Here is a 22,223-nt window from a genome sequence, read left to right on the forward strand (position 1 = left end):
TGGACGCTCACCAGTTCCACAACGTGCCGTCTTCCAGACGCGCGACCGGCAGGTAAGCGGGATCGTACGGATAACGCGCTGCCGCAACTTCGTCGATATCGACGCCATGGCCCGGCGCTTCGCCGGGATGCATCATGCCCTTGTCGAAGCGCCACGCATGCGGGAAGACGTCGAGCGCTTCGGCCCGAAAGCCCATGTATTCCTGGACACCGAAATTGGGTACCCACAAATCGAAATGCAGCGCGGCACCCATGCAGACCGGCGACAGATCCGACGGACCGTGGCAGCCCGTTCTCACCTGGTATAACGAAGCAAAATCCGCGATCCGCCGCAGATGCGTAATGCCGCCAGCATGCGTGAGCGTCGCGCGGATATAGTCGATCAACTGTTCCTCGATCAACTGCTTGCAGTCCCAGATGCTGTTGAACACCTCACCAACTGCAATCGGCGTGACGGTGTGCTCGCGAATCAGCCTGAAACCGGCCTGGTTTTCCGCGGGCGTCGGGTCCTCCATCCAGAACAATCGATACGGTTCGACGGCTTTGCCGAGCCGCGCCGCTTCGATCGGCGTCAAACGGTGGTGCACGTCGTGCAGCAGATGCGTGTCGAAGCCGAAACGCTCGCGCACGGCCTCGAACAGTTTCGGCACGAAGTCCAGGTATTTTTCCGACGACCAGCTCTGCTCTTCCACCGCACCCTTCGTAGCGGGCTCGTACATGCCGTTGCCCTTCGCGACGCCATACACCGAGCGCATGTTGGGCACGCCGCATTGAATGCGGACGGCCTGATAACCGGCCTCGATATGTTCGGCGTAACGGTCGAGCGCTTCGGGAATATCGCGGCCTGTCGCGTGGCCGTACACCATCACGCCTTCGCGCGACGCGCCGCCGAGCAGCTTGTAAAGCGGCATGCCCGCCACCTTGCCGAGGATGTCCCACAGCGCCACGTCGACCGCGGCGATCGCGGTCATCGTGACGGGACCACGCCGCCAGTACGCGCCTTTGTAGAGGAATTGCCAGGTGTCCTCGATACGCGCCGGATCGCGGCCGATCAGCAGCGGGCAGACGTGGTCCGTCAGATACGAAGCGACCGCCAGTTCGCGGCCGTTCAGCGTGGCATCGCCGATGCCGTGGACGCCTTCGTCGGTGACGATTTTCAGCGTGACGAAATTGCGGCCGGGGCACGTGACGATGACGTCGGCGCGAACGATTTTCATGAGTGCTCCTGGCAGAAAACGGGGAACCGCGATGACGGGCGAACCGGACGTGGCGGCATAAAAATCACTGCATCAGCCTGTCTCAAGCTGTTTGAACGATGCTACCATACAAGTATAGTTACTCGTCAAATCAGGGTTTCCCCGCCCCACCAGGACCACTTCCCATGACCGCCGCGACCGTCGCCTTGCCGCCAAACCGCCTGTCCCGTGATGCGCTGCCCACACTGCAGGCACATCTGCTGTCGCCGCAATGGAGGGAGCCGCGCATCGGCATCGTGCATCTGGGGATCGGCAATTTTCATCGCGCCCATCAGGCGCTTTACACCGAAGAGGCGATGCTGGCCGCCGGCGGCGACTGGGGCATTTGCGGCGTGACGCTGCAAGGCAACGTCGGCAAACGCAACGCGTTGATGGAACAGCAGGGGCTGTACAGTCTCGTCGAACGCGGGCCCGACGGTGCGAAGGTGACGGTCATCCGCGCGCTGCGCGAAGTGCTGGCGATGCCCGCCGACGCGGCCGCGATATTCGCGCGTCTCGCTGACCCGCTGGTTCGGATCGTTTCGCTGACCGTCACGGAAAAAGGCTATTGCCGCGACGCGAAGACCGGCGAAGTCGATCTCGACGATCCCGCCATCGCGCACGATCTCGCTGCTCCGCTCGCGCCGCGCACGGTGCCCGGTATCCTCGTCGCGGCCTTGCGCGCGCGGCGCGACGCCGCGAACGGGCAGCCCTTCACGGTGCTGTCGTGCGACAACCTCGCGCACAACGGCGCCGCGCTGCGCCAGGTGGTGTGCTCGTTCGCACGTCGACTCGACGCCGCGCTCGCCGACTGGATTGCCGCGGAAGTCGCGTTTCCATCAACGATGGTCGATCGGATCGTCCCCGCCACCACCGACGCCGAATGCGTGAGCGCAGCCGAACAGCTCGGCTACCGCGACGCCGTGCCGGTGCCTTGCGAGCCGTTCAGACAATGGGTAATCGAAGATCGATTTCCGCAGGGCCGTCCCGCGTGGGATGCGGTCGGCGCACAGCTCGTCGGCGATGTGATGCCGTTCGAACTCGCGAAGCTGCGTATGCTGAACGGCACGCATTCGACGCTCGCCTACCTGTCGATGCTCGGCGGCTTCGACACGATCGACGCAGCGATCGCCGAGCCCGCGCTGCGCAATCTGATCCACGCGATGATGACCGACGAAATCGCGCCGACGCTGAGCCTGCCTGCATCGTTCGACATTGCCGGCTACCGTGACGCATTGCTCGCGCGTTACGCGAACCCGGCGCTCAAGCACCGTTGCGCGCAGATCGCGATGGACGGCAGCCAGAAGCTGCCGCCGCGATTGCTCGCGACCATCGCGGCCCGCATCGACGCGGGTCGACCTTATCGCCGGCTCGCGCTCGCCGTCGCCGCGTGGATGACATTCCTGCGCGGCCACGCGGACGACGGCACGCGCTACGAAATCAACGACCCGCTCGCGGATAAACTGAAAGCGCTTGCGGCGTCCGCGCAACGCGACACCGTGGCGCTGATGAACGCGCTACTCGGCGTGCGCGAAGTGTTCGATGCGAAGCTCGCGGCTCACGCGGCATTCAGAACGACGCTAGATGACGCGTTGCGTCTGTTGCAGCAACAAGGCGCACGCGGCGCAATCGCGGCGTGGCAATAGAAAACGCTGATCGGCGCGAATAAAACCGCATCACGCGGTGGGCTCCGCCTCGCGCCCCTCGGTCCCATCGCGCGCGGCGTGCGCCCGGGCAAGCTCCCGCGCCTGTTCGTCGAGCCGCGCCGCGAGCAGATCCCGATAGCGCAGATACGCGCAACGTCCGCCCGATTTCGCCGCATACATCGCGGCATCGGCATTCAGCAGCAGTTCCTCGGCATTGCCGCTGTCGTGCGGGAACTCGCTGATGCCGATGCTCGCGCCGACCGTCATGCTATTGCCGTCGACGCTCAGCGTTTCGTTCAGCGCATCCATGATGCACGCGGCGATCGGGGGCGTGACCTCCGCCGCGCGCGGCCCTTCGATCAGCACGATGAACTCGTCGCCGCCGAGCCGGGCGACCACGTCCGTGAGATACAGCACGTCCTTCAGACGGCGCGCGATTGCGACCAGCACCTTGTCGCCAACGGAGTGGCCGAACTGATCGTTGATCTGCTTGAAGCCGTCGAGGTCGACGAACAGCACGGCGAGGCCTTCGCGGCGGAACCTGGCCTCGTCGATCGCGCTTTCGAGCTTCTGCATGAACAGCATGCGGTTCGGCAAGCCGGTCAGCACGTCGTGCGAGGCCAGATGCACGAGCTCGCTCTGCTTGCTGTGAAGCGCATCCATCTGCGCACGAATTTCGCGGCGCAAACGCTCGAAGCAGCGCGCGAGCACGCCGATTTCGTCGGTGCGTTTGAGCGGCAAGGTGTGCATCGCGTGCTCGGCGAACAGGTGGGTCGCCGCATGCGCGAGCAGATGCAGCGGCTTGGTGAGCGCCCTCGCGAACAGAATCGCCAGCAATACCGACAATGCGCTGAACACCAGCACCATGCGAACGATCCGCGAGCCGAGCTGATTGGCGCCGCTCAACACGTCCTCGAGCGGCTTCGCAAGACCGAGCACGATGAAGCGGTTGCCCTCCGAACCGCCGAACGGCCGTCGCACGAACGCGAGCACGCGCCCGGCCGTCTCGCCGGACCCCGCGAGACCGTTGACGAGCACCTCGCTCTGCCGTTGCTCGAACAGCTGCTTCGTGGCCGGGAAGCTGTCCTGCATCAGCACGCGCCGGCCGCGGTCGAAGCCGAAGGTTTGCGACGCGTCGGGATGAACCAGGAAGTCGCCCCACTCGTTCGCCAGATAGACCTGATAGTCGCTCGGCAGATCGCTCTGCAAACGCCGCAGCATGCCGGCCAGATCGATGTCGATCACGACGACGCCGAGCACCGTGCCGCGCGCGTCCGCGATCGGCGTGCCGAGGCGCAGCGTCGGCTTGCCTTGCGCCGCATGCGTGCCGGATTCGTGATTGACCGAAATCGGCGACGTGTAGATGCGGCCCGGCGAAAACGCGAGCGTTTCGAACACGTAGGGGAACTGAGCTTTTTCCTGCAGACCGTCACCCTTGACCCGCACGAGACCGTCGCTGTCCCGATCGAAACGGATCAGCTCCAGCCCGTGATGCTGCCGCGTGATCAGCCGCATCTGCAGATACTCCGGGTGGTGCAGCATGAAGCTCGAATACACCTGCGCGAGCCGCTCGCGGGCAAGGTTCGGGCCGATGCCATCGTCGGTCTGCGCGACGATTACCGACGACGGCATCGTCGCGAGCACGAGCGCGTCCGCCGCGACGTCGTCGATCGATAGCGCAATGCGCTGGCCGAGCAACTCCGTCGAAGTCCGCAGGCTGTGCTCGGCTTCGTTGACGAGCATCGTGCGATTCGCGCGATACGCGTAATAGCCGGTCGCGCCCGACGCCAGCACGCCGATGCACGCGAGCAGCACCGATAGCTTGAAGGTCAGGCCGCGGTGCAGCATCAGAAGCGCTCCGAACGGTCGCCCGACACGATCCGCGTCCACAGTTGCTCGCGGCGCTCGATATCTTCGACCGGACTGATCCACACGATGTGCGCGGTGGCGCTGCCTTCGGCCGGCTCGCTGAGCGTATTCGCGAGCCCCTGGCGCTGCGTGAGCAACGCGCTCACGCTCGGCTCGAGCATATAGTTGATCCACGCGAGCGCGAGCGGCTTGTCGGTCGCCGCGCGCGTCATCGACCAGCAATCGAGCCACGCGAGCGCGCCTTCGTCCGGAATCGCATAGCCGACGTCCGCGCCCGCGCGCCGCAGCAACTGCACCTGCTGCGTGCCGTAGTTGCCGAACATCAGCGCGACCTTGTGCTGGATGAAGAACGCGGTCGCCTCCTCGGGCAGCGTGTAATAGGTCAGCAGGTTGCGGCGCAGCTCGACGAGCTTGTACGCGATGGTGCGCATCTGCGCGGGGTCCAGTTGAAACGGATGCGGATAGCCGAGCGCGAGCGCGGTGAACGAGAAGTTGTGCTGCGCACTATTGAAGTCGAGCACCTTGCCGCGATACCGCGGGTTCCACAGTTCGAGCATCGAATGCGGCGCAACCGGAATCTGCTGGCGATCGTAGATGAGCCCCATCGACGAATACGTGAACGGAATCGCATACACCTTGCCCGCCGACGTCAGGCCGTCGATCGAGCCGAGCGCCTGGAAACGCGGCAACTGCTTCTTCGTGTTCGGCAGACTCGCGAGATCGAGCGGCGCGAGCAGATTCGCCTGCGTATAGCGGCGAATTTCGGCGGTGTTGGCGGCGAGCACGTCGAACGGCGGCGTGCCCTTGCTGTGCATCTGCGCCCACAGCGCCTCGTCGGAATCGACGAGCGTGACCTCGACCTTCGCGCCGTAGCGCGTTTCGAACGACTTCACGACGTCCGGGTCCGCGTAGCCGGGCCACGCCAGCACGTGCAGCACTTTGTCGGCGGCCATGGCGGGCGTCGCCGCGCCGACACCCGCGCACAGGCACGCGGCTATCAGAAAGGGCAAAACGCGGGCTAAAACCCCCGACCAAACGACGCACCAAAATCCGGATGTGCCAATCGATGAAAATCCCGACGCAACGCTCGACGAGAAACCGCCAAAAAACCGGCGCTGCAATAATGCCGCGCGAGATGCCGCGCGAGCCCGCGCGCCGGCGCTCGCGATTTGCCGCTTGAAAGCGTGTTTGCAACAGCCTGTTTGATCCGCCGTGAACATCGTGTGCATGAATAACACCGTTAAGCAGAAAGGCCTTCTGGGCGAGCGCAAACGCGCGGCATTGGAATCTTGACGGCTGTCCGAGGACATACTTCAGAGCGAGCCAGCCCGCGCCGCGGTCGGCATCCAGCGCGCGGAGCATCGATGATAGCGCCAAAGCCTGTGTTTTTTGCATCGATCGAAACGGCGGCCAAAAATGTCGGGCGCTAGTTAATTAACGGCAAATTCAGGCGCGAGCTTTAACGATCCGTCCGCGTTTCAAACTCGCGTTTCAACCCGGTTTTCGGCGAACTCGCGAGAAAACCGTCGCAAATTCCAGTCGATTGCGCTCGCCGCCCACCGTATTACCGCTCGCGCATTACACCCCCGTTACGCAAACCCCGCCAGGCGTGTACGATCCCGGCACACCGGCTTGCGCGCAAGCGTTGCTCTAGAGGGCTTCCTCCCGCGCCATCCGGTGTTCTACTAGCTTCCCAATATTTTTGAACTGATAAGCTTGGCGCGCGTTGCAGGCCACCCCGGCTTGCAGCCTGACCAGAAGCCCGGTCGCGAGTCGCGCCGGGCGTCCCAAGGCGGCACAACCGTCGAGGGCGTAATTGAACTACACCGAGGAGTAAAAACAGTGAAGAAACTGCTAGCGGCTTTGACAGTTGCTCTGCTTGCCACCGTCTCGATTGGCGCACACGCTAAAGATTGGTCGACGATCCGTTTCGGCGTTGATGCCAGCTATCCCCCGTTCGAGTCGAAAGGCGCGGACGGCAAGCTCGTTGGCTTCGACATCGACCTCGGCAACGAAATCTGCAAGCGCGTCGGTGCGAAGTGCGTGTGGGTGGAAAACGACTTCGACGGCATGATCCCGGCGCTCAAGGCGAAGAAGTTCGACGGCGTGCTGTCGTCGATGTCGATGACGCCGCAACGCGCTGAGCAGATCGCCTTCTCGTCGAAGCTGTTCAACACGCCGACGCGTCTCGTCGCGAAGAAGGGCTCGGGCATCATGCCGACCGCTGAATCGCTGAAAGGCAAGACGGTAGGCGTCGAACAGGGCACGATCCAGGAAACCTACGCGAAGACCTACTGGGAACCGAAGGGCGCGAAAGTCGTGCCGTATCAGAACCAGGACCAGGTCTACGCCGACCTGATCTCGGGCCGTCTGGACGCAGCGCTGCAGGACGCGGTGCAGGCCGAGCAGGGCTTCCTGAAGACGCCGCGCGGCGCGGGCTTCGACTTCGTCGGCAAGGACCTCGACGATCCGAAGATCCTCGGCAACGGCGCCGGCATCGGCATGCGCAAGGAAGACACCGATCTGAAGGCGAAGGTCGACAAGGCGATCGCCGACATGATCAAGGACGGCACCTACAAGAAGATCGAGAAGAAGTACTTCGACTTCGACGTGTACGGCAGCTAAACCGCCCGCGCGCGCCGCACGGCGCGCCGGCAGCTTGCCCAAACGGGCTCCGCGACGCGGAGCCCGTTTTGTTTTTGTGGCTCCACATCGAGCCACATCAAGCCACATGCTGTGGCATATCGGCTAAGATCGTGCGACACGCGGCCGCCGTGAGACAGGTTGCCGTAGTCCGCGCACGCGGACCCCGCGCGCAGCCGGCGCGTATCTTTCCCCTTGCAATCAAACACCTAGCGCGGCTGCTCCGAACGGGCCGCGAAGCCAAAACCATGCAAACCCAGACCCATCCGCTGATTGCCCCGTCGCTTGGCACCGCCCGCGAACTGACGAGTTTCCACTACGGTCCCGGCGGCGGGCAAAAGATCTATATCCAGTCGTCGCTGCACGCGGACGAGCTGCCCGGCATGCTGGTGTCGTGGTCGCTGCGCCGCAAGCTGGCCGCGCTCGAAGCCGCGGACAAGCTGCGCGGGGAAGTCGTGGTGGTGCCGGTGCCGAACCCGATCGGTCTGAACCAGCATCTGCTCGGCCAGATGCTCGGCCGCTTCGAAACCGGCAGCGCGCAGAACTTCAACCGCAACTTCTACGACCTCGCCGAGCTCGTGCTGCCGGTCATCGAGTCGCATCTGACCGGCGACATCGACGCGAACCGCGCCGCCATCCGCGCGGCGATGCGCGAAGCGCTCGACGCGCAGCAGCCGACCACCGAACTCGGCTCGCAACGCCTCGCGCTGCAAAAGCTTTCGTACGACGCCGACGTCGTGCTCGATCTGCATTGCGACTGGGAAGCCGCGATGCACCTATACACCAATCCGGAGCTGTGGCCCGACGTCGAGCCGCTCGCGCGCTACCTCGACGCGAAGGCGTCGCTGCTCGCGCTGAACTCGGTCGGCAATCCGTTCGACGAAATCCACAGCTTCTGCTGGTCGGATCTGCGCAGCCGTTTCGGCGAGCGCTTCCCGATCCCGAACGGCGGGATCTCGGTCACGATCGAGCTGCGCGGTCAGCGCGACGTGTCGCACGAGCTGGCGGAAAAAGACGCGCAGGCGATCATCGAGTATCTGACCTCGCGCGGCGTGATCGACGGCGAGCCGGCGCCGCTGCCGCCGCTAGAATTCCCGGCGACGCCGCTCGCGGGCGCCGAGCCGCTCGTCGCGCCGATCAGCGGCGTGCTCGTCTATCGCTGCGCAGTCGGCACGCGGGTGGACGTGGGCCAGGCAATCGCGGATATCGTCGATCCGTTGACGGACCGGGTCGTCACGATCGAAAGCAGCGTGGCGGGCGTGCTGTACGCGCGGCATCTGGCGCGCTTCGCGACGGCCGGCCTCGAGTTCGCGCGCATCGCCGGCGCGACGCCGTTCCGCAGCGGCTCGTTGCTGAGCAACTGACACCAAAGCCGCTGCGACTATCGATGTGTCGCAGCCGGCCATGTAACTGTATTTTCAACGCACGCACCTGAAGCAATCGATCGCCCGCCGCGCGGCGGGCGTTCCGCTGCCACGCGTTGCCCGCCTCCCCTTCAGGGTCGACCGACCCGCCCCGCCTCCGGTACGCCGGCAAAGTGTCGCGCCGACACGACACCGTGAAAAGATTTTTTCACTGTCACATACGTTACTCAGCGCCCCCTTAAATTGCCGGCCATCGCGCGACATTGCCGCAGAGCATCGCGTCGCGATCGCTAAAATTTCCTACCGGAGAAGTATTTTGAACAAAAAAATCCTGACCGCCGCTACGCTCGCCGTCTTCGCCACCGCCGCTCACGCACAAAGCAGCGTCACGCTGTACGGCTTGATCGACGCGGGTATCAGCTACGTGAACAACTCGAAAACGGCCACCGGCCACAGCAGCCTGACCAAGTACGACGACGGCGTCGCGAACGGCAGCCGTTGGGGCCTGCGTGGCACGGAAGACCTCGGTAACGGCCTGAAGGCGCTGTTCGTGCTGGAAAACGGCTTCAGCAGCGCGAACGGCACCGCCGGCCAGGGCGGCGCGATGTTCGGCCGCCAGGCGTACGTTGGTCTGGCGCAGAACAACGTCGGCTCGCTGACGTTCGGTCGCCAGTACTCGTTCTCGACCGACTACCTCGGCTCCAACTACGCGACCGGCGGCCAGACCGTCGCGGGTAACTACGCGTACCACATCAACGACGTCGACCAGCTCACGTCGAGCCGTATCAACAACTCGGTCAAGTACAGCAGCGCGAACTTCGCCGGCCTGACCTTCGGCGCGATGTACGGCTTCTCGAACACGGCTGGCGGCTTTGCCGGCACGCCGGCTACGGGCACGGCGGCTGCCCCGGTCGCGGGTTCGTCGCGCGCTTACAGCTTTGGCGCGAACTACGCTAACGGCCCGTTCGGTATCGGCGCGGCATACACGGACATCCGTTACCCGGGCCAGGCATCGCCGGCCTTCTCGACGTCGCTGGCTAACGTGAGCTTCCCGACGATCGGCACGGGCCAGATCCAGGATCTGCGCACGGTCGGCGTTGGCGGCCGTTACGCGTTCGGCCCGGCAACGCTGTGGGCGCTGTACACGAACACGCGCCTCGCACCGATCTCGGGTCAGTCGACCACCTTCGCCGCCTACGAAGCAGGCGCGAAGTATGCGTTCACGCCGGCGATCACGGCAGGCGCAGGCTACACGTACATGCACCTGAGCGGCGCGAACGTCGGTCACTGGAACCAGGTGAACCTGAGCGGCGACTACGCGCTGTCGAAGCGCACGGACGTGTATGTGCTGGGTATCTATCAGATCGCGTCGGGCCACAACGGTACGCAGAATCTGCAGGCACAGATCGGTTCGAGCACGAGCTACTTCAGCACGTCGGGCGTCGGCGCCGACAACCAGCTCGCGTTCCGTGTCGGTCTGCGTCACAAGTTCTAAGCAGACGGTTCGCGGTGGGGAACACCTGTGCTCCCTGCGTGGCTGCATCGATGGAAAGCGCCCTGCCCAGGGCGCTTTTTCGTTTGCGGCGCGAATTCAGTCGGGCAGCGCGGTGTTCCCCGATCTGGATCATCCCAGTTGTGCTTTGCCTTTTCGGCAACGCTATCTGCCAAATATTGTAATTGTCGATCAATATCGTCCACGCCAAGATCGGGTCACGCTTCGAATCCCGCGCCCGCTCCGCCCTCGAGACACTGCCGGCGCGCCCCCACACGCCGCCACAGGACTTCGTCATGAGCATGGACTCCGTCACCACCGCCGACGCGCTCGCGCCGCACGCCTCGCGTTCGAGCGTATCGCGGCTGATTCTCGCGACCTCGATCGGCAACGCGCTGGAGTTCTACGATCTCGTCGTGTACGGCTACTTCGCGGCCGTGCTGTCGCGTACGTTTTTTCCGGTGCACGACCGCACCGTGTCGCTGCTGCTCACGCTCGGCACCTTCGCGCTGTCGTATCTCGCGCGACCGATCGGCGCGCTCGCGCTCGGCTCGTTCAGCGACCGCAAAGGCCGCAAGGCATCGCTGACTTTATCCATTGCAATGATGACCCTCGGCACCGGCATGATCGCGATAATGCCGTCATACGCGGCGATCGGCGTGCTCGCGCCGATCGGCGTATTCGCGTCGCGGCTGTTGCAGGGATTTTCGGCGGGCGGCGAGTTCGGCAGTTCGACCGCGTTTCTGATCGAACATGCGCCGGCGCGCAAAGGCTTCATGGCGAGCTGGCAGTTCTCGAGCCAAGGCGCGAGCACGCTGCTCGCATCGCTGTTCGGCGCGGTGTTGACGAGCACGCTGACGTCCGCGCAACTCGAGGGCTGGGGCTGGCGCATTCCGTTTCTGTTCGGCATGCTGATCGGTCCGGTCGGGTTCTACATTCGCCACCGCATCGACGAAACGCCAGAGTTCGAGCGCGCGGAAAAATCCGCCGCGCCGGTGCGCGAATTGCTCGCAACGCAAAAGGAACGGGTGTTCGTGTCGATCGGCGCGCTCGTGTTGACCACCACGGCCAACTACATGCTGCTCTACATGCCGACGTACGCGGCGCGGCAGCTTGGGCTGGCGCCGTCGTCGGGCTTCATCGCGACGCTCGTCGCCGGTCTGATCATGATGGTGCTCACGCCGATCGTCGGTCATCTGTCCGACAAGGTGGGGCGCGTGCGCATCATGCTCGGCGCCGGCGTGGTGTTCTTCGCGACCGTCTATCCGGCCTTCGTGCTGATGAACGCGCACCCGTCGCTCGGCTCGTTGCTTGCCGCGGTCACGTGGGTCGCATTGCTGAAGGCGACCTACTTCGCGCCGATTCCGGCCTTGATGTCCGAGCTGTTCCCGACTCGCACCCGCACGACCGGCATGGCGCTCGGCTACAACATCGGCACCACCGTGTTCGGCGGCTTCACGCCGCTCGCCGTTGCCGCGCTGATCGCGGCGACCGGCAATAATCTCGCACCCGGCCTCTATCTGATGCTCGCAGCCTTGCTCAGCCTGTTCACGGTGATGTGGGCACGCGTGCGACTGCACGTACGCTAAGCCTCAGTGTCGCTGGCTTCGTTGAACCGACAGGACCTTATCCATGCAAGACCGTTTGCAGCAAGCCGTGCAATTCGCGGTGGATCATGAATCGCTTTGGGACCGCCATGTGGGTGGCGCATGGGGTGTGCACGTGAACGACCCGCCGCCGTGGAACAAGCTGCTCGGTCCGGTGCATGATCGCGGGCCGGTGTCCGGCGCGATCGCCGTCGACGGCCGCGTGCTGACGAGCTGGGGCGAACCGGATCGCGCTGATCTGACTTTCAGCGTCGCGAAGATGTACCTCGCGCTACTCGCCGGCGTCGCGCACGATCGCGGCCTGTTGCCCGACGTCGACGAACCGGTGTGCGCGCGCGTGCCCAACATCGGCTTCGACGACGAACACAACGCGCCTATCAGCTGGGCGCATCTGCTGCAGCAAACGAGCGAATGGCGCGGCACGTACTTCGGTTTGTCGGATCAGGCGGACCACTACCGCGCGGTCAATTTCGCCGCGCCGCCCGATGGTAAGAAGGGCGACCTACGTCCTCTGCAACGGCCGGGCACCTACTGGGAATACAACGACGTCCGCATCAACCAGTTCTCGCTCGCGCTGCTGCATCTGTTCCGTCAGCCGCTGTCCGAGGTGTTTCGCGAAGCGATCATGCGACCTTCGGGCGCGAGCGAAAACTGGCAATGGGTCGGCTACGACAACGCGTGGGTCGAGATCGACGGGCGACGCATGCAGTCGGTGCCGGGCGGCACGCACTGGGGCGGCGGTATGTCGGTCGGCGCGAACGACCAGTTGAAGATCGCGCAGATGCTGCTCGACGACGGGGTCGCGAACGGCCAGCGCGTGCTGTCGTCCGAATGGATCGCGCGCATGCGCACGCCGTGCGCGATCGCGCCGTTCTATGGGTACCTAGTGTGGCTCAACACCGGGCGCAAGGTGTTTCCGAACGTGCCGGCGTCGAGCTATTTCGGCGTCGGCGCAGGCAGTTCGTTCACGTGGGTCGAACCGGAGCGGCGCATGACGGTGGTCGTGCGCTGGCTGAATCCGGCCGCGGCGAACGAGTTTTTCGGGCTCGTGCTAGACGCGGTCGACAGCCTCGGCCGCTAGCCGTCAGTGCGAATGCCGCGGCACGGTGGAACCTCGACACCCAACGAGGAAGTCGAGATCGCAACCCTCGTCGGCCTGCAGCACATGGTCGATATACAGGCGCCGGTAGCCGCCACCTTCCGGCGGCTGGGGCGGCACATGCTGCGCGAGACGGCGCGCGAGTTCCGCATCGCTGATGTCGAGGTGCAGCGTGCCCGCGTCGCAATCGAGCTCGATCCAGTCGCCGTCCTGCACCGCGGCGAGCGGGCCACCGGCCGCCGCTTCCGGCGTCACGTGCAGCACCACGGTGCCGTACGCGGTACCGCTCATGCGCGCATCGGAAATGCGCACCATGTCCTTCACGCCCTGCTTCAGCAGCTTTGGCGGCAGGCCCATGTTGCCGACTTCGGCCATGCCCGGATAACCCTTCGGCCCGCAGTTCTTCATCACCAGCACCGAATTCGCGTCGACGTCGAGCGTCTCGTCGACGATGCGCGCCTTGTAGTGCTCCAGGTTCTCGAACACGACCGCGCGTCCGCGATGCTTGAGCAATTCGGGCGTCGCCGCCGACGGTTTCAGCACCGCGCCGCGCGGCGCGAGGTTACCGCGCAGCACGCGGATGCCGCCATCGGCTACGAGCGGCTTGTCGAGCGGACGGATCACCTCGTCATTGGTGTTGGGCGCATCCTTCACGTTGTCCCACAGCGACTTGCCGTTGACCGTCAGCGCGCTGGGATGAGGCAGCAGGTTCGCTTCGCCGAGCCGGCGCAGCACGGCCGGCAGGCCGCCCGCGTAATAAAACTCCTCCATCAGGAAACGGCCCGACGGCATCAGGTCGACGATCGTCGGCGTGTCGCGGCCGATGCGTACCCAGTCGTCGAGTTCGAGATCGATACCGATGCGTCCCGCGATCGCCTTCAGATGAATCACCGCATTGGTCGAGCCGCCGATCGCCGCATTGACGCGAATCGCGTTGATGAACGCCTCGCGCGTGAGGATCTTCGATAGCTTCAGGTCTTCGAGCGCCATTTCGACGATCCGGATGCCCGACATATGCGCGAGCACGTAGCGGCGCGAGTCGACCGCGGGAATCGCCGCGTTATGCGGCAGCGACGTGCCGAGCGCCTCGGCCATGCAGGCCATCGTCGACGCGGTGCCCATCGTGTTGCAGGTGCCCGCCGAGCGCGACATGCCCGCCTCGGCCGACAGAAACTGATGCAGATCGATCTCGCCGGCCTTCAGCGATTCGTGCAGTTGCCACACCGCGGTGCCCGAGCCGATGTTCTTGCCGTCGAGCTTGCCGTTCAGCATCGGGCCGCCAGTCACGACGATCGCCGGCACGTCGCAGCTCGCCGCGCCCATCAGCAGCGCGGGGGTCGTCTTGTCACAACCGGTCAGCAGCACGACCGCGTCGATCGGATTGCCGCGGATCGCTTCCTCGACGTCCATCGCCGCGAGATTGCGCGTGAGCATCGCGGTCGGGCGCAGATTCGATTCGCCGTTAGAAAACACCGGGAACTCGACCGGGAAGCCGCCCGCTTCGTAGACGCCGCGCTTCACGTGCTCAGCGAGCTTGCGAAAGTGCGCGTTGCACGGCGTCAGCTCGGACCACGTGTTGCAGATACCGATCACGGGACGCCCGTCGAACTCGTGATCGGGAATGCCCTGATTCTTCATCCAGCTTCGATACATGAAGCCGTTCTTGTCAGCCGTGCCGAACCACTCGGCCGAGCGCAATTTCCGCTTTTTTTCCGACATGCTAGGTCCTTGATGCATGTGCCGGGACCCTCACCGGCCAATTTGACTGAAGCGGCGCACCCCGGCGCTACTGCGCACGGTTGCCGCTCAGTGTCCAGGGATGGTGAAGTGTACGGAGCAGGTTGATATCTTTCCAATTATATTTTGGGTGATATCGATATCAATTCTGGTATCGATCCGCCGGCGCGCGCGGCCATTGGGCGAACGGACTGTGCCGACTTCAGGCCTCGCCGGTATTCGCCTGGCCGGCCGCCTTCTTACTGGAGGCTTTCGGTTGCGCGGAGCGAGCGTTCTTCTTCAGATGGCTCCGGTTGTAGTCGATCGCGGCGCGCACCAGCGCTTCCAGTGCGCGCTCGTCGACCTCGTCGCCCTCGAGGAAGTCGATCGCGCGCCGTGCGTTGCCTTCGAGGCCAGCGTTGAACAGGCCGTCCGGGTCGGCCAGGGCCGCCCCGTGCGCGAAGGTCAGCTTGACCTTGCCCTTGTGCGCGTTGGCGACCGCGATCATGCCGTCGCGTGACCAGACGGGGCTGCCCATCCACTTGAACTCCTCGACGATGTCCGGGTCCGCCGCGAGCACGCATTGACGGATGCGAGCGAAGGTGGCGCCGCGCCAGTCGATGAGGCCTGCGATCAGTTCGTCGATATGTTCGGAAGCGTTCATTGGGGTAAGCTCGAACCAATAGGATGCCGTAGCGATCTGATTATTCTAGTCCCCCTTCGGGTCGCTGGCGCACGTCCGCGGGCGAAGCACCGCGTTTTCCGCCGATCATTCGCCCGCAACCGGGAGGTGACGATGAACGCGATTCACGAGGTCTACCCGTATCTGCGAGTGCGCAATGCCGCGCAGGCTATTGAGTTCTACGCACAGGCATTTGGCGGCATGGAGCAGTTTCGCCTGACCGAGCCAGGCGGGCGCATCGGTCATGCCGAAGTGAAGATCGGTCCCGCGACCGTGATGCTATCCGATGAATATCCCGAGCACGGCATGCTCGGACCGACCGGCGACAACCGGCCGGGTGTGCTGCTGCATATCCACTGCGACGACGTCGACCAGCTCGTCGCACAAGCGGTCAAAGCGGGCGCAACCGTGGTCCGCCCGCTAACCGATCATTTTTATGGCGAACGCTCGGCGACCGTGCGCGATCCGTACGGCCACGAATGGCTGCTCGGCGCGCAGATCGAAGCGCTCACGCCTGAAGAGATGCAGCGCCGTTACACGGCGCTGTTCGACAGATAGTGGCTTGTTATAGTGGGCTCCTCGCGCTTAATCCCCCCGATGCGTGAGGTCTTTTACATTCCACCCAACGGTTTTTGCACGGTCAGCTTGTTGGTCACCGAAGTCACCCCAGCAACGCCTTTCGCGATCTCCGCGACCTGATTGACCTGCGAAGCGTCGGTGACCGTGCCATTGAGCGTCACCGTACCGCCTTTTACGGTGACGCCGATATTGCCGGCGCTGATCTCCTTGTGCTTGCCGATGGCGGCATACACCTGCCGACGCAGCGCGCGATTGGCTTTCCTTTCGCTGACGGGCGATGCGGCGTTAGCTTCAGCCGCGGATGCGCCCGGCATGCTCGAAGGTGCACTGGCCGCCGGCTGCGACCATGCGTTGCCGGACGCGGCCAGAATCAATGTGGCAATCGCCAACGCGCGTGCCTGAATGCTTTTCATCGAATACTCCAGTTGTTATAGATGACGTAATCAGAAGCTATGACGGATGCCGATCATGGCCGCCGTGGTGGACACGCCAGGCGCAACCGGGGCGCCATAGACGATGGTCTGGTTCATGGTCCCCTTGTTGTCGACGTAACCCACTTGCGCGTACGCCCTTGTGCGCTGGGACAGGTTGTATTCCGCGCCCACGGCGACTTCGCTCGAATGGTTCGCCGAGTTGTTCTTGTCTTTCAGGTAGTAGTACCCGGACGTGATCTTGAAACGCGGATTGATCTGGTAGCCGAGGCCCCCCGAGATCATTTCGAAGTCCGCGGTGTTGCTATGGGCCGGGTTCTTGCCGGCGCCGTACGAGGCCGACACCGAAAATCCGGCGATCGTGTACATCGCACCGAAATAGTAGAAACGGTTGTTCGCAAGCCCGGTCGCCGGGATAGCGGGCGCCGCCGGGTAGGTGATCGGGTACGGGTTGGTATCGTGGCCGTTGTAATACAACGCGGACAGATTCAGACCGTAGTTCGAATACTTGAGCACGGCCGACTCGCGCGTGCCGCCCTGGAATTGACCGGCGACGCCGCCCGGCGCGTACTCGAGCGCGAGCGACGCGCCATGGAATTTCGGCGAGTTGTAGACGAGCGCGTTGCTGTCGTACAGCGCGCCGATCGGCGCGTTCGTGCTGGTGCCGGGCCAGCCGGCCGCCTGATTGACGCCCAGCCACGCGGTCAGAATACTACCGAAATACTGCGCGCCGCGGACGTCGGTTTCCGCCATCGCGTAGATCATCGGCACGATCTGCCGGCCAGCGTCGAAGGTACCGAACGGCCCGGATACGCCGACCGTCGCGTACTGGTTGAAGATCGCGGTAACGCCCGGCGTGTCGGACAGCCCGAACTTGCCGTTCGCGGTGTTGAACGCACCCTGCAGCTTGAAGTTGACCTTGTAGCCGCCGCCGATGTCTTCGCTTCCCTTCACACCCCAGAAGCTCGAATAGATGCCGCCGTCCTTCAGCTGATAAATTTTGCCCGTGTTCGGCGCGTGCGGCAGAAAAGTAGCCGCCGATGTGCTCTGATACAGCAGCCCGGTATCGACTACGCCATAAAGCGTCACTGACGACTGCGCATGAGCCGCGGTGGCGAAAATGGCCAACACGATAGCGCTACTTGACTTCAACTTCATTGTGTCTCCTTCGCGTACCGGCGGTGGCGCAAAAGCCGATGCTGCGGTCGCTTCAAGATGGTTGGTGGTTATGTGAGCGCCGGGTTCACCCGGTCGCCTTGTTGCGTGATTCGAACTGCGTTGCTGCGAGAGCCGCGCGTCAGGGCAGGTAGTAGTTGCCGAACTGATCGCGTAACTGGTTCTTCAGGACCTTGCCTGTTGCGCCGATAGGCACCGTGTCGACGAACACCACTGCATCGGGAGTCCACCAGCGCGCGACCCGGCCGTTGAAGAAGGACAGCAGTTCGTCGCTGGTCAGCTCGCTGCCCGGCTTTTTCACGACCAGCAGCAGCGGCCGTTCGTCCCACTTCGGATGCCGTGCGGCGATACACACTGCAGTCGAGACTTCCGGATGCAGATAAGCGACGTTTTCGATCGCAGCCGAACTGATCCATTCGCCGCCCGACTTGATCACGTCCTTGCTGCGATCGGTGATCTGCATGAAGCCGTGCCGGTCGATCGTCGCGATGTCGCCGGTCGGAAACCAGCCGTCGCACAATGGCGACTCGACGTCGGCGCCGAAGTACTGCAGCGTGACCCAGTGACCGCGCACCTGCAGATCGCCAGCGCTCTCGCCGTCCCACGGCAATTCATTACCGTGGGAGTCGACGATCCGCATGTCGATGCCGAACAGCGCGCGTCCCTGCTTCGCCTGAATCTTGTACTGATCGTCCATCGGCAGCGACTGCTGATGCGCCTTGAAGCTGCAGACCGTGCCGATCGGGCTCAATTCGGTCATGCCCCACGCGTGCAGCACCTCGACCCGATGGCGCTTCTGGAACGCCTCGGTCATCGCGGTCGGACACGGCGCGCCGCCGATCACCGTGCGTCGCATCGACGAGAAGGTCCCGCCCATCGCATCGACATGCGTGAGCAGTCCCTGCCACACGGTCGGCACGCCGGCCGACAGCGTCACGTGTTCCGTTTCGATCAGTTCATAGAGCGACTTGCCGTCGAGCGCCGGCCCCGGAAACACCAGCTTCGCGCCGACCATGCAGGCGATGTAGGGCAGTCCCCACGCGTTCACATGGAACATCGGCACGACCGGCAGGATCACGTCGCGCGCGGAACAGTTCAGCGAATCGGGCAGCGCCGCCGCGTAGGTGTGCAGCACGGTCGAACGATGGCTATACAGCACGCCCTTCGGATTGCCGGTGGTGCCCGACGTGTAGCACAGCGACGACGCGCTGTTTTCATCGAGCAGCGGCCATTCGAAAACGTCGTCTTGCAGCTCGAGCAGATCCTCGTAGCACATCAGCATGCCGGTCAGGTCGTTCGCTTGCGGCATGTGCGCGCGATCGGTCATCGCCACGAATACTTTCGGGCTCTTCACCCGGGGCGCGACGCTCTCGATCAGCGGCAGAAAGGTCAGGTCGAAGAACACGACACGATCTTCCGCATGCTCGATGATGTACGCGAGCTGGTCGACGTGCAGTCGCGGGTTAAGCGTATGCAGCACGGACCCGGAGCCCGACACCGCGAAATAGAGCTCCATGTGGCGATAGCCGTTCCACGCGAGCGTCGCGACGCGCTCGCCCTGGCCGACGCCGAGCGTCGACAGCGCGTTGGCCATACGGCGCGCGCGCTGCGCGAGGTGCCGATACGAATAACGATGGATGTCTCCTTCCACGCGTCGCGACACGATTTCCTGTTCGCCGTGATGGCGCTCCGCATGCGTGAGCAGCGCGGAGACCAGCAGCGACTGCTGCATCATCAAGCCTTGCATCTTTCCGTCTCCTGATTGGTTGTGGCGTCTCGTAGGCGGCCTGGCCGTCCTACGTTGTCGCGCTGCCGGCTCGCGCCTGCGAGGGCGTCGCGTTCTGCTCGTCGAGACTCACCACCACCTTTGAATCCACTATTCCGACCGGGAAGGTCGTCACACTCAATCCGCCTGTTCCCGGCATACAGCCTGTGCGCACGTCGAACCGCAAACCGTGCGCCGGGCAGCGCAACATGCAGCCTTCCAGCTTTCCGCTCGCGAGCGAGGCCCCGTTGTGCGGACATGCGTTGTCGATGGCGTGAAGCGTGCCTTCGATGTTGAACAGCACGATGCTGCGGCCTTCGATGAAGGCCAGCTTGCGCTGGCCCGGCGCGAGCTCGCCGGCAACACCCACCACGCTCTGACGCGACATCCCAGACTCCTTCTGATCCGGCGCGGGCCGCGTCACATCAGTACCAGGCGGCGAATCAACGTCTCCGCCATCGGCCATTCGCCAAAGCCCGCAGCGGGGTTGAGGTGCCCCACTTCGCCGAGATCGACGAAGCGGCTGCCCCAGTCCTGAGCCATGTCCTGTACACGCTCGTACCGCGCGAGCGGATCGTTGCGGCTCGCACCGACGATGCTCGGGAACGGCAGCGGCTTGCGCGGAATCGGCAACCAGCCGTTCTGCTCGAGCGCATCCAGCTCCGGATAGCCCGCCGGCATCGGCGTCTCGAGGTCCGCGGGCGCCGCGAGCAGCGCAGCGTGAATCTCGCGCTTGTGCTGCGCCGCCCAATGCACGGTGATCATCACGCCCGCGCTATGCGCGACCAGAATCACCGGGCCGTCGATCCTCGCGAGCGCGGCATCGAGCGCCGCGACGCGTGCCGCGCAACTGAGCTTGTCGTGCTCGAGCGGCGGCACCGACAGCGCTTTCGGCAGCCGTTGCTGCAGCAGGGTTTGCCAATGCTCCGCGACGTGGTCGCGCAGGCCCGGGACCATCAGAATGGTCGGTTTCAATTCGTAATTCATGGGAAGCTACCTGCTAGTTCAGTACGGCTTGTCGCCGATGATGCCGGCGCGTTCCATCTTGCGATGGCACGGCGGGTAGTCCATCACCGCATAGTGCTGCGTGCTGCGGTTGTCCCAGATCGCGATGCTGTTCTTCTGCCAGCGCCAGCGCACCTGGTACTCCGGGATGTACGCCTGGCTGATCAGATAGCGCAGCAGATCGCCCGCGCCCGGATTCGCGTCCTGTCCGAAACGCACGCGTTCGGGCGTGTGATAGTTCGTGAAATGGCTGGTGAAGGCGTTCACGAACAGCACCTTCTCGTCCGTCTCCGGGTGCGTGCGCACGACCGGGTGCTCGGCGTCCGGAAACTGCGCCTTCAACGCGAGCCGCTTTTCGATCGGCATCGCGGCACCGAAGCTCGCCTCGATGCTGTGGCGCGCGCGCAGGTCCGCGATCTGCGTCTTCACGTGCGCCGGCAAATTCTCATAGGCGAGGACCATGTTCGCCCACATCGTGTCGCCGCCGACGGGCGGGCACTCCACGCAGCGCAGCACGGCGCCGAACTGCGGCGCTTCGCGCCACGTGGCGTCGGCATGCCACGCGTTTTCGTAGCGGTCGTTGGGCTGATCCGGGGTCTTGTAGATGCGCACGAGACCCGGATGCTCCGGATCGCTGCCCGCGACCGGATGGTCTTCCAGTTCGCCGAAGCGGCGCGCAAACGCCAGGTGTTCGGCGCGCGTGATGTCCTGGTCGCGCAGGAACAGAACCCGGTGCTTCAGCAGCGCAGAGCGGATCTGGGCAAACAGGCCATCGTCGTTGATCGCATGGGCGAGATTCACCCCGGTCAGTTCGGCGCCGATCGAGTACGTCAATTGTTCGACTCGCATGACTAGCTCCTCAGATCACGAAGACCGACGAACCCGTCGTCTTACGCGATTCCAGATCCCGATGCGCTTGCGCCGCATCTTCGAGCGCATAACGCTGATTGACTTCGATGCTGATGCGTCCCGATGCTATGTGTTCGAAGATTTCGCCGGCAAGCTCGTTCTTCTCGGCGGGGTCGGCGATGTAGTCCGCGAGCGCCGGGCGGGTCAGATAGAGCGAGCCCTTCATCGCCAGCAGTTGCGGATTGAACGGCGGAATCGGGCCGGAAGCCGTACCGACGCAAACCATCAGACCGCGGCGCTTCAACGAATCGAGCGAGGCCTCAAAGGTATCCTTGCCGACGCTGTCGAACACCACGTTCACGCCGACACCATCGGTCAGTTCGCGTACGCGCTTTGCGACGTCTTCGCGGCTGTAGTTGATGGTGTGATCGCAGCCGTGCGCGCGGGCCACCTCGCCCTTGGCCTCGGTCGAAACCGTGCCGATCACGGTCAGACCCAGCAGCTTCGCCCATTGCGAAACGATCAGGCCGACACCGCCGGCGGCGGCATGCAGAAGGATCGTGTCGCCCACCTTGAAGTCGTGAATGCGGCGCATCAGATACGCGGCGGTCAGGCCGCGCATGGTCATGCCGGCCGCCGTTTCGCAGTCGATCGCATCGGGCAGCCGGATCAGCGGCGCAGCCGGAATCAGGCGTTCGGTGCTATACGCGCCGAGCGTGTTGATAAAGCCCGTGTAGGTCACACGATCGCCCACTGCCACGTTCGTCACGTCCGGGCCAACGGCTTCGACCACGCCCGCGGCCTCCACGCCCATCCCTGCGGGCAGCGGGACCGGGTACAGGCCGCTGCGGAAGTAGGTGTCGGCGAAATTGAGGCCCACTGCCTGATGGCGCAGGCGAACCTGTCCGGGGCCGGGGTTGCCCACTTCGACGTCCTCGTAGCGCAGGACGTCGGGACCACCGGTTTCATGAAAGCGAACTGCCTTTGCCATGTTGAATCTCCAATTCTTTACAAGATCTGCAATCTGCAGAGTTCGTTGCGCCCGCGGCGCAGTGACGGGTTCTGT

At 64.1% G+C, this 22,223-nt stretch carries 19 protein-coding genes; 7 read left to right on the forward strand and 12 right to left on the reverse strand.

The genetic code is table 11. The annotated features are described in order from the left end of the window. Positions 1-7: 7 nt before the first annotated feature. Positions 8-1,216: a D-mannonate dehydratase ManD gene (gene manD, locus F6X42_RS22045; protein ID WP_187636218.1), complete on the reverse strand. Its 1,209-nt coding sequence runs from the start codon at positions 1,214-1,216 to the stop codon at positions 8-10. Between the two features lie 164 nt (positions 1,217-1,380). On the opposite strand from manD, the gene F6X42_RS22050 reads away from it, so the two are divergent. Beyond that, a complete protein-coding gene (locus tag F6X42_RS22050; protein WP_187636219.1) occupies positions 1,381-2,880 on the forward strand; it encodes a mannitol dehydrogenase family protein in 1,500 nt (499 codons plus the stop codon). Between the two features lie 30 nt (positions 2,881-2,910). Here the strand turns inward: F6X42_RS22050 and F6X42_RS22055 are convergent, their stop codons facing one another. Continuing rightward, complete coding sequence (locus F6X42_RS22055) at positions 2,911-4,728, reverse strand: diguanylate cyclase domain-containing protein (RefSeq protein WP_187636220.1); 1,818 nt, start codon at positions 4,726-4,728, stop codon at positions 2,911-2,913. Continuing rightward, positions 4,728-5,978, reverse strand: a complete 1,251-nt coding sequence (locus tag F6X42_RS22060; protein ID WP_376776399.1) for an ABC transporter substrate-binding protein — start codon at positions 5,976-5,978, stop codon at positions 4,728-4,730. Before F6X42_RS22060 ends, F6X42_RS22055 begins: the two co-directional genes overlap by 1 nt. A gap of 613 nt (positions 5,979-6,591) precedes the next feature. Between F6X42_RS22060 and F6X42_RS22065 the strand changes: the two genes are divergently transcribed. From F6X42_RS22065 to F6X42_RS22085, 5 genes are all read left to right on the forward strand, one after another. Continuing rightward, positions 6,592-7,374 (forward strand): ABC transporter substrate-binding protein, encoded by a 783-nt coding sequence (locus tag F6X42_RS22065; RefSeq protein WP_187636221.1) that lies wholly within the window; start codon positions 6,592-6,594, stop codon positions 7,372-7,374. Between the two features lie 266 nt (positions 7,375-7,640). Beyond that, positions 7,641-8,756 carry a succinylglutamate desuccinylase/aspartoacylase family protein gene (locus F6X42_RS22070; protein WP_187636222.1) on the forward strand — a complete coding sequence of 372 codons (1,116 nt, stop codon included), beginning with the start codon at positions 7,641-7,643 and terminating at the stop codon, positions 8,754-8,756. Between the two features lie 316 nt (positions 8,757-9,072). Continuing rightward, a complete protein-coding gene (locus F6X42_RS22075; RefSeq protein WP_187636223.1) occupies positions 9,073-10,251 on the forward strand; it encodes a porin in 1,179 nt (392 codons plus the stop codon). A 293-nt stretch (positions 10,252-10,544) separates the two neighbouring features. Beyond that, complete coding sequence (locus F6X42_RS22080; protein WP_187636224.1) at positions 10,545-11,837, forward strand: MFS transporter; 1,293 nt, start codon at positions 10,545-10,547, stop codon at positions 11,835-11,837. Positions 11,838-11,880: 43 nt separating this feature from the next. Continuing rightward, positions 11,881-12,936 (forward strand): serine hydrolase domain-containing protein, encoded by a 1,056-nt coding sequence (locus F6X42_RS22085; protein ID WP_187636225.1) that lies wholly within the window; start codon positions 11,881-11,883, stop codon positions 12,934-12,936. Positions 12,937-12,939: 3 nt separating this feature from the next. Here F6X42_RS22085 and F6X42_RS22090 read toward each other — a convergent pair whose 3' ends face one another. Then, the gene (locus F6X42_RS22090; RefSeq protein WP_187636226.1) at positions 12,940-14,673 is read right to left on the reverse strand and encodes an IlvD/Edd family dehydratase; all 1,734 of its coding nucleotides are present in this window, start codon (positions 14,671-14,673) and stop codon (positions 12,940-12,942) included. 220 nt (positions 14,674-14,893) lie between these two features. Beyond that, positions 14,894-15,334, reverse strand: a complete 441-nt coding sequence (locus F6X42_RS22095) for a DUF1801 domain-containing protein (protein ID WP_187636227.1) — start codon at positions 15,332-15,334, stop codon at positions 14,894-14,896. 132 nt (positions 15,335-15,466) lie between these two features. Here F6X42_RS22095 and F6X42_RS22100 point away from each other — a divergent pair, with 132 nt between their 5' ends. Continuing rightward, a complete protein-coding gene (locus tag F6X42_RS22100; RefSeq protein ID WP_187636228.1) occupies positions 15,467-15,910 on the forward strand; it encodes a VOC family protein in 444 nt (147 codons plus the stop codon). A gap of 53 nt (positions 15,911-15,963) precedes the next feature. On the opposite strand, the gene F6X42_RS22105 is transcribed toward F6X42_RS22100, so the two are convergent. From F6X42_RS22105 to F6X42_RS22135, 7 genes are all read right to left on the reverse strand, one after another. Further along, on the reverse strand, positions 15,964-16,344 hold the full coding sequence (locus F6X42_RS22105) for a BON domain-containing protein (RefSeq protein ID WP_187636229.1): 381 nt from the start codon (positions 16,342-16,344) through the stop codon (positions 15,964-15,966). 30 nt (positions 16,345-16,374) lie between these two features. Next, positions 16,375-17,520: a porin gene (locus F6X42_RS22110; protein WP_187636230.1), complete on the reverse strand. Its 1,146-nt coding sequence runs from the start codon at positions 17,518-17,520 to the stop codon at positions 16,375-16,377. A 139-nt stretch (positions 17,521-17,659) separates the two neighbouring features. Continuing rightward, positions 17,660-19,285, reverse strand: coding sequence for a 3-(methylthio)propionyl-CoA ligase (locus tag F6X42_RS22115; RefSeq protein WP_187636231.1), 1,626 nt, complete (start codon positions 19,283-19,285; stop codon positions 17,660-17,662). Positions 19,286-19,334: 49 nt separating this feature from the next. Beyond that, a complete protein-coding gene (locus F6X42_RS22120) occupies positions 19,335-19,691 on the reverse strand; it encodes a Rieske (2Fe-2S) protein (RefSeq protein WP_187636232.1) in 357 nt (118 codons plus the stop codon). A 32-nt stretch (positions 19,692-19,723) separates the two neighbouring features. Next, the gene (locus F6X42_RS22125) at positions 19,724-20,290 is read right to left on the reverse strand and encodes an RBBP9/YdeN family alpha/beta hydrolase (RefSeq protein ID WP_187636233.1); all 567 of its coding nucleotides are present in this window, start codon (positions 20,288-20,290) and stop codon (positions 19,724-19,726) included. Between the two features lie 18 nt (positions 20,291-20,308). After that, a complete protein-coding gene (locus tag F6X42_RS22130; protein WP_187636234.1) occupies positions 20,309-21,157 on the reverse strand; it encodes a TauD/TfdA dioxygenase family protein in 849 nt (282 codons plus the stop codon). A gap of 10 nt (positions 21,158-21,167) precedes the next feature. Further along, entirely contained in the window at positions 21,168-22,148 is a 981-nt protein-coding gene (locus F6X42_RS22135; protein WP_187636235.1) for a quinone oxidoreductase family protein, read from the reverse strand. Positions 22,149-22,223: the final 75 nt, after the last annotated feature.

The organism is Paraburkholderia podalyriae (assembly GCF_014397785.1).
In the GTDB taxonomy this organism is placed as follows: Bacteria; Pseudomonadota; Gammaproteobacteria; order Burkholderiales; family Burkholderiaceae; genus Paraburkholderia; species Paraburkholderia podalyriae.